4 protein-coding genes are annotated in these 4,819 nt (G+C 56.1%); 3 read left to right on the top strand and 1 reads right to left on the bottom strand.

Going from position 1 to position 4,819, the window contains the following annotated elements; genetic code table 11:
* The first annotated feature begins 640 nt into the window (after positions 1–640).
* Both R0J92_RS21125 and R0J92_RS21120 read left to right on the top strand, forming a co-directional pair.
* A complete protein-coding gene (locus tag R0J92_RS21125) occupies positions 641–1,168 on the top strand; it encodes a CbrC family protein (RefSeq protein WP_411053083.1) in 528 nt (175 codons plus the stop codon).
* Between the two features lie 240 nt (positions 1,169–1,408).
* The gene (locus R0J92_RS21120; protein ID WP_411053082.1) at positions 1,409–1,849 is read left to right on the top strand and encodes a DUF4265 domain-containing protein; all 441 of its coding nucleotides are present in this window, start codon (positions 1,409–1,411) and stop codon (positions 1,847–1,849) included.
* Positions 1,850–2,165: 316 nt separating this feature from the next.
* Here R0J92_RS21120 and R0J92_RS21115 read toward each other — a convergent pair whose 3' ends face one another.
* Positions 2,166–3,035 (bottom strand): LysR family transcriptional regulator, encoded by an 870-nt coding sequence (locus R0J92_RS21115; RefSeq protein ID WP_411053081.1) that lies wholly within the window; start codon positions 3,033–3,035, stop codon positions 2,166–2,168.
* A gap of 92 nt (positions 3,036–3,127) precedes the next feature.
* Here R0J92_RS21115 and ampC point away from each other — a divergent pair, with 92 nt between their 5' ends.
* A complete protein-coding gene (ampC, locus tag R0J92_RS21110) occupies positions 3,128–4,270 on the top strand; it encodes a class C beta-lactamase (RefSeq protein WP_411053080.1) in 1,143 nt (380 codons plus the stop codon).
* Positions 4,271–4,819 lie beyond the last annotated feature (549 nt).

The following is a 4,819-nucleotide window of genomic DNA, read 5'->3' as shown; positions in this document are numbered from 1 at the left end:
GGGAGGGGGCGAGGCAATGCTATTCGACCGGGTTGGTGCGGCCCGCAGGCGCAGCCGAGGACACGGCCCGGTCTAATAGAATTGTCCGAGGGGGAGGGTAGCACCCTCTCCCTGATGGCCAGGGGCGTTTGGCTCGCCCAAATCCCACTGGCCCACAAGACAGAAGCGGCGGGGCTATCAGCCCCGCCTCCGTGTTGCGTTCATTCAATTTTGAAAACTGAGTTCACAGATTTGGGATTGAACTGCCATTCCAGATATCGGCGTCGATGGCCGCAGTCAGCCCAAATACGACACTCATGCAAGGTGCAGCGATACCTTTGCTGCAAGCGCGAACGATCTCCTGAGAACGGACCTTCAAACAGCTCCGATGACCAGGGCGATGCCGCGCTCAGCTCAGATGTCAGCAAAGCGCAGAGAGCGCTCTTTGCAAAGTCCGGGCCTGACCGGCCGACTGGGGCGCGAACGGCCCATTGCCGACCTTGGGATAGAGTGACCTCGCGGCGGCGCAGCGTCACCGAAGCGGTCGTTCGTGCGTCGCGCAGCATTTCCCGAAGGCCGAGGTCGGCAGAGCGGACTTTGTTGACATTCGCTGCACTTACTCCAATGTCCGTTGTCACGCTAATGCTGAGGTAAGAACACATTGGAACTTCCTATATTTGAGTACTTCCCTGACCCAATTGAGAATGGTTGTATAATTAAGAAAAAAACACGCTGCGCGTGTTGTGAGCAGGAAAGATCCTTCATGTACGTTGGCCCCATTTACTGTGTGGATGACGTAAGCGAAGTTTGCCCATGGTGTCTTGCCGACGGCTCTGCCGCAGCAAAGTGGTCAGCGATTTTCAACGATCTCTACGATATACCAGAGGGCGTTCCCCAACACGTTGTTCAAACAATAGATTCACGAACCCCCGGTTACTCGACTTGGCAAGGAAATAGATGGTTGTTCTCGGAAGATGATGCTCTCGTGTTTGTAGGTGAAGTGATTGGTTCAACTATTGTAAGAAAAAACGAAACGGAGAAAATTAGTGCATGCCGCAAGGCTTTAGGTGACTGGAATTTTCCCAACGACTTTGACCTGTCCAACGTTGTGATCGGGGGCCAGCCAGCGATTTATCTGTTTCAAAACAAAAAGACAGCTGAATACAAAGCCTACGCTGACATGACCTAGCCGGTTCAAGCTATCAGACATTCGCTGCAGTACAAAACATCAGTCGGTCTGGGGCTCTCACCCGCCGTTCGCCTCGCCAGCACACCAAATTGGCACTGAGACCGGAGGTCAAGGTCAGCTGAGCGGACAAAGTGAGCTTTCGCTGCGATGGTGCCAATGGCGGCTTCAGGGTTTGGCTAAGGTAGTGACACAACGTCAGGCGCAACCTAACGTAGACATATGAACGCAACAAACAATCAAATGCAGAAAGTCCTATTTGATCTCGGCTCAGACACTTGGCATGGTTTTTCAACTGAAAGTGTTTGGGCAACCAATCTTGGTTCCGGTGTCCATCAGCTTGAGAATTCGCCGTTCTTTGCAAAAGGCATCAGCTTAAGGGACGCAGTCATGACGAGCCAGGTTGAAGGCCAAATAAAAGTTGTCGGCGTCGGTCCAAAATCTGGGCATTCCACGTACCGAATTCTTGTTTCGCAGGGCAAACATGATCCAACGCTGTTTGCCGAACTTTGGGAACCACTCGAGCGCCTTGGATGCTCATTCGAACACGGAGACTTTGGATACCAACTGTACGCGGTAGACGTTCCCGAGAAAGTTGAGATCGAAATCGCGTATGCATTTTTGGAACGCGGAGAGCAAAAATGCGCATGGGATTTCGAGGAAGGCCACTGCGGTCATTTGTGACAGCAACTTGCATTGATTGTGTGCATGACCCGCAATGAAGCAGCCATTCGTGCATCCCGCAGCACTCAGTAAAGTGGGCTCTAAGCGGACATGCGGGGGTGCGGCAGCAAGGTCGCAGCGATTCCGCACGAGGTTCCAGCCGTCAGATGACAGCAGCCAGCCCAAAGTGACCGGTGCGAAGCGAGGTTGGTTCTCGTTGCTGCACATGCGGAAATCGCGTCTCGACTTCCCGGAATCGGACATTCAAGTTGTCAAACCCGGCGCTTTGCCCTTAATGCAGGTAGTGAGCCCAAGCCGGAATTGCTCATTTAATAAGTTAGTGATCGACCGCTACATTTCGCATCCAATCTAGCAACATCTTTGAGGCAGTAGTTATCCGTCGATCCTTGGGCACCGTCAGCCAATAGCTCCCGAGTGTCACGGTCGTTGCAAACGGGCGCACCAACCGACCTGAAAGAAGCTGACGTTCGAACATCGACACGGGCAGTAGCGCGATGCCGAAGCCCTCGGCGGCAACATCCGCCAGTCCAAGCGAACTGTCCAAAACCGGACCCGTGAGGGAAGGACAAGCTTCTCCGGCCTGCGCGAACCAAGCGGACCACTCATCGGCTCGGTAGCTGCGCAAAAGCGTGTGCTTTCGCATATCCGCAGGGGTCTGCATGTCCAACCTGGGAGAACAGAGCGGCGCCATGGGCGCATCCATGATGTGATAGGCTTCGACCCCCGGCCATTGGCCGTCGCCAAAGCGAATGGCGGCATCCAATCCCTCGCGGGCGATTTCCACGCGATTGTTGTGAGTGGACAGACGCAGCGTGATCCCGGGATGCGCCCGATCAAAGGCCTGAAGCCGGGGAATAAGCCACCCCACGGCGAACGTTGTCACGGCGCCGATGTTGAGAACTTCGGTCGGCGGGCCACCGGCAACGCGGTCGAGCACGCGGGCAATGTCATCCAACCCCCGCTCCATCACTGGAAACAGCGCCTGTCCGGCGTCGGTCATGACCAGCCCCGCAGGGGTGCGGTGGAACAGGGTCACGCGCAGCACATCCTCCAGCCGCGCAATTTGGTGACTGACCGCTGCTTGCGTCACGCGAAGTTCTATGGCGGCGCGGGTAAAGCTGCCCTGACGTGCGGCCACCTCAAAGGTGCGCAAGGCATTCAGGGGAAGGTCGGGACGATCTGGCATGAGCTAAGCTTATATGCAGGTCAATATGTTGTCGTCTTCTTATTGCGCGCAGCTCCGGATATTTCAGCCTCGAAAACTGAAGTGGACCAGACATGAAACGCAACTCCCTCCTCTCCACCCTGATCGTGACAGCTTCCATTTGCCCTGTGTTTGCGCAAGACAGCCAGCAGACGTTCGAAACTGATGCCGCCGCAAGCTTTGAGAATGCAATCGCGGTCTACGATATCCCCGGCCTGATCGTGGGCGTAACCCATAATGGGCAGCACCAGTTCTATCAAACAGGGCTGGCGTCGCGTGAAAACCAGCGGCCTGTGACGCCTGATACGCTGTTCGAACTCGGCTCCATCAGTAAGATTTTCAATGTCACGTTGGCGGCTTTGGCCGAGGAGCGGGGAAAGTTGTCGCTTGATGCCTCGGTCTCGATCTATCTTCCGGCCCTGCAAGGGTCACCCGCAGGGGAGCTGACGCTGATGGATCTTGCAACGCATCATTCCGGTGGCTTGCCCTTGCAGGTTCCGAGTGAGGTGGCAGATGACGATCAACTGGTGGACTGGCTGGGAAACTGGCAGCCATCTGAACCGGGGGCGCGCAGTTACTCCAATATCAGCATTGGCCTGCTGGGGCGCATCACCTCCGACGCGATGGGCATGAGCTATACTGATGCCCTGCAAACGGATCTCCTCCCCGCGCTCGGGCTGACGAATACGTGGATCAATGTTCCCGAGGACGCGGCGGCCTCTTATGCATATGGTTACGACCGGAAAACGAATGCGCCAATCCGTGTCACGCCCGGCGTTCTTGACGATGAAGCTTATGGTGTAAAATCCTCTGCTCGTGACATGCTGACACTTCTGGACGTCGCGCTTACGAATGGGGATGTCTCTCCTGAAATCCGAAATGCGGTGTCTCGCACTCAGAAGGGGCAGTTCCAGACGCGACTGTATACGCAGGCCATGATCTGGGAGGCTTATCCCTGGCCTGTCGCACCGGAACGTATGGTGGAGGGGAATGGTTATGACTTCATCCTCAATCCCCAACCGATGCATGAGGTGGCAGGTCAGTTCGATGAGGATATCATCCTGAACAAGACGGGCGCCACGAACGGGTTCGGTGGATATATTGCGATGGTCCCTAGCAAAAATCTGGGGGTCGTGGTGCTTGCAAATCGCAACTACCCCAACGAGGCCCGGGTCCGCGCAACCCACGACCTGATTACCCGCATGCTAGCTGAATGAGGTGACGTTACCAGCCGCATCGGCATGCTCGGAAGAGCGTGCCGAATGTCGGTCTTGGCCCGCACTGCCGCCATCTAACCTAAAAACTTCGCTGCAAGCCTTACCAATGACCGCTTTTCTCGTGGCATTGCCGCGGTCGCAGGCTGTGTTCCCGGATCGAAAGACGGACTCTGCAAACTACGCTTTCTGCGCTTCGCTGCCTCTGGAGCTGATCGCAGCATCAGCCAGGGCCGCCACCGCCTGCTGAACGGCGGCTTTCGGGAAAGCGCTCGCGCTCGCAGCAGCGCCTTCGCTGCACCCTGCATGAATGTCGTGATTGGGCTGGCTGCTGTCACCTGGCGGCTGGGAACTGGTGCGGAATCGCTGCTACCATGGTGCTGCAGCGCCGCAAGGCGGCTCTGAGCCCCTCTTGTACCGATGCTGCGCGATGCAGGAATGTCCGCAATTCCGAAAACTTTGTCACGATTGATCAGATGCGTGTATGCTTTCCAGTAGGGAGGAAGCTCACCAAATGCGCCAGCTCATATCAAACGGAAATCCCATGGAGGA

The organism is Tritonibacter sp. SIMBA_163, assembly GCF_046535935.1.
In the GTDB taxonomy this organism is placed as follows: Bacteria; Pseudomonadota; Alphaproteobacteria; order Rhodobacterales; family Rhodobacteraceae; genus Epibacterium; species Epibacterium scottomollicae.
Note: the sequence above shows the minus strand (reverse complement) of the source record. Positions and strands in the feature narration are given on the sequence as shown.